This window comes from Psittacicella hinzii (genome assembly GCF_003585935.1).
In the GTDB taxonomy this organism is placed as follows: domain Bacteria; phylum Pseudomonadota; class Gammaproteobacteria; order Enterobacterales; family Psittacicellaceae; genus Psittacicella; species Psittacicella hinzii.
Map to the genome: position 1 here is coordinate 1 of NZ_NRJG01000197.1, position 3,437 is coordinate 3,437.

Genomic DNA, 3,437 nt, shown 5'->3' on the forward strand with positions numbered 1-3,437 from the left:
CCTTGTATATAAACTCGGTACTACTTAAAAATGTACAATAAACGCGCATAAGTGATACTATCACTTACCGTTTAAACAATCTAGTTAAACGACCTAAATCTAAATCTCTTATCTTTAGATCTTACAAAAGTTTAATACTTTATCGGTCTTGAAACTTAATAACACTAGAGAATTATAACAAATTTTATTAACACTTGCAAATATTTTTTTTGTAGTCAGGTACAAGAGCTAAATCCCTAGTATTGACTTAAAAGTAATCCGTTTTTGACTATTTTTGTGCCTTATCGAGTATTAATTTATGTATTTATTTTTTCGTATTTCTGTCAACCTTAGTAAAGGTTACTTTAAAAATATCTAGATGTATTATTTGTGGAGTACTACTTAATTTTAAATTACTATCTAGTAAAAGACTTACCATAAATGATACACCACAGTGCATATTCTTCAAAAGAAAAAAAAGCTTAGGTTTAGTAGTTTTTCGCTTCACTTTCTTGTAAGAGATTAGATTTATGTTTCTTTTGTTATTAGTATTAGCCTAAAGAAACTTTTTTCCTCGATTACTAATGTAGTTAACGTAAATTTTTCTCCCTTTACTTATACTTGACTAATCGTTAACTGGAGGAAAAAGGTATAATAAGAAAGTTAAAAATTTTTTCAGGGTCTTTTATGCTCGCAAAAAATAAACTATTAATTGGTATAACCGGTAGCATTGCAGCCTATAAAACAGTCTTTTTAGTACGTGAAGCTGTCAAACAAGGTTACGACGTAAAAGTAGTATTAACCTCTGCTGCTAAAGAATTTGTTACCCCATTAACTCTTCAAGCTTTATCAAAAAATAAAGTATATTCAGAGCTTTTTGATTTAGAAGCCGAGTTATCTATGGGTCACATTGAATTAGCCAAATGGGCTGATTTAATGTTAATTGCTCCAGCTTCAGCAAATACCATTGCTAAATTAGCACATGGAGAAGCTAATAATTTATTAAGTACTTTAGTTCTTGCTAAACCACAAACAACCCCTCTTTTAATTGCACCTGCAATGAATAAAGAAATGTTTGATAAAGTATCAAACAAAGAAAATTTAGCAAAACTTGTTAGTTATGGTTTTACAGTCCTTGACACCGATCAAGGAGATCAAGCATGTGGTGATGTAGGTCAAGGTCGTATGCTTGAACCTGAGGTTTTATTAAATATTGTTAACCAAACGCTTAACAACCCAACTATTGACAATAACCAAAATAAAACCGTTACTAATGCTGTAGGTTTTTGTAAATCACAAAAATACGTTAAAGAACATAGCTTAACAAATGATAAATTTGATGTTGCACCTTTAGCTGCTAAAGCTAAAGAAACAATTAATTTATCTTGTGATGCAGAGCGTATTGAAAAGGAATTACAACAGCATATCGATAATTTTCAAGGTAAAAAAATCATTGTAACTGCAGGTCCAACGAGAGAAATGATTGATCCTGTAAGATACATTACCAATCATTCATCAGGTAAAATGGGAGTGTATATTGCAGCCTTAGCACAAAAACTAGGTGCAAAAGTTACTCTGATTGCCGGACCATTGTCAGTTGAAGTACCAGAAGGTATTCGTACAATTAAAGTTGAATCTGCCGAGCAAATGAATAATGCCGTAATGGAAGCTTTAATTGAAATTGACGTATTTATTGGTTGTGCTGCTGTTGGTGATTTTAGAGCCAAAGAAATAAGTACTACTAAAATTAAAAAAGCTAATGATCTAGATGAATTAACTATTACACTAGTTAAAAATCCTGACATTCTTTACAATGTTTCTAACTCGACACGTAGACCAAAATATGTGGTTGGATTTGCTGCTGAAACAAATAATATCGATCAATATGCACGTACCAAAATTGCAGCTAAGGGCTGTGATTGTATTTGTGCTAATGACGTTTCTAAAGAAAATCAAGGTTGGAACTCAGACTTCAACCATATTGTTCTTTATCGTCGTGATGGAACTATTTGTGACTTAGGGTATGACCTTAAAGAAAAAGTAGCAAAATTATTAGTTCTCGACATCGCACGAGAACTATATAATAGAGAAAGAGAGTAATCCAGTATGACAAAGTTAAACATTTCTTATAAAGTTCTAGATCGAGACTTTATAAATGAATTTGGTACACCTCAATATGGCACTAAAGGTTCAGCAGGAATGGATCTTAGAGCTAATCTTGAGAATAAAACTGAAATTGTTTTACAGCCTGGACAAAGTTTTCTAGTAAAAACAGGGATCGCGATTTTTATCAATGATAGTCGCTATGCTGCTTTTATTTATCCACGCAGTGGGCAAGGACATAAAAGAGGAATTGTTTTAGGAAACTTGGTGGGAGTAATCGATTCTGATTATCAAGGTGAGCTTATGGTATCACTATGGAATCGCTCATCAGAACCACAAACTATACAGCATGGAGAGCGTATTGCGCAATTAGTTATCCAACGTATAGAAAGTGTTATTTTAGAAGAAGTTGATAGTTTTGATCAATCTGAACGAGGAGCTGGTGGATTTGGATCTACTGGTGATAAGTAATAAAAGATTGTTCTTTTTTAGCAATATTCATGGTAGTTTTATATGAATAGTATTACTAACCTTTATGGTATTACAGAAATGATGGTTACTAGTACAGTAATCAAAAACTTATCATCTACAAATAAAAATTTACCAACTAAAACTTTTATTTGTAATGAACTTAACTCTACGAGTAAGAAGTTAGGACTAAGTAAAATAAAAGTAGATGAACTAGTAATCAATGCTATACATGAATATGAAGTAGAAATTCAAAATATCTTTGACAATTCTCTACAAAATAGCGGTACGAATTCACTAGAAGATAGAGTAAGTAATTTTATTAAAGGTATTCTTGCAATAATTTTCCGTCAACCACAATTAGCACATATACTAGCTTTTAATAATTTATATGCTAATCAAGCATTCAATCAAGCTAGTCGTGAAGTTTCGGTGACTACTTACTTTGCTTTTAAACGTATTTTTAACAATATTAAAGAACAATACGCAAACGTGCTATCGTCTTTATGTGTTAATTGGCTAAACGGTATCTATTTAAATATATCTCAAAATATCGGAGAAAATCCTAGTACGCAAATTTTACAAACTCTAGAACGAGATATTAATAATGAATTTGCTATCTTAAAACTAAGTCTCCGAAAATTTGATCTCTAATTAATAATTTAGCTTTTCCAAGTTGGCTTTTATATATAAGTCTAGTGAAAAGACTCACATTATTAATATATTTTGGTCTATGGAATTTCCGTAGACCATTTTTTATCTCCTGTGCATGCAAATATTTGTTTATACTATTTACAGATATTTTGTGATTTATCATTTTTGTTAGTTATTAGCTGTAAATTTAATCCTACATGTTAATCTATCGATAAGTCAATTAGCTCTCTTTA

At 31.1% G+C, this 3,437-nt stretch carries 3 protein-coding genes; all 3 read left to right on the forward strand.

Annotated features, from left to right (window positions below; genetic code table 11):
• Positions 1-666: 666 nt before the first annotated feature.
• From coaBC to CKF58_RS08090, 3 genes are read left to right on the forward strand one after another with little or no spacing between them, the layout of a single operon-like run.
• A complete protein-coding gene (gene coaBC, locus CKF58_RS08080) occupies positions 667-2,079 on the forward strand; it encodes a bifunctional phosphopantothenoylcysteine decarboxylase/phosphopantothenate--cysteine ligase CoaBC (protein WP_119532739.1) in 1,413 nt (470 codons plus the stop codon).
• A 6-nt stretch (positions 2,080-2,085) separates the two neighbouring features.
• Positions 2,086-2,553 carry a dUTP diphosphatase gene (gene dut / locus CKF58_RS08085; RefSeq protein ID WP_119532741.1) on the forward strand — a complete coding sequence of 156 codons (468 nt, stop codon included), beginning with the start codon at positions 2,086-2,088 and terminating at the stop codon, positions 2,551-2,553.
• A gap of 42 nt (positions 2,554-2,595) precedes the next feature.
• Positions 2,596-3,204 carry a hypothetical protein gene (locus CKF58_RS08090; protein WP_119532743.1) on the forward strand — a complete coding sequence of 203 codons (609 nt, stop codon included), beginning with the start codon at positions 2,596-2,598 and terminating at the stop codon, positions 3,202-3,204.
• Positions 3,205-3,437 lie beyond the last annotated feature (233 nt).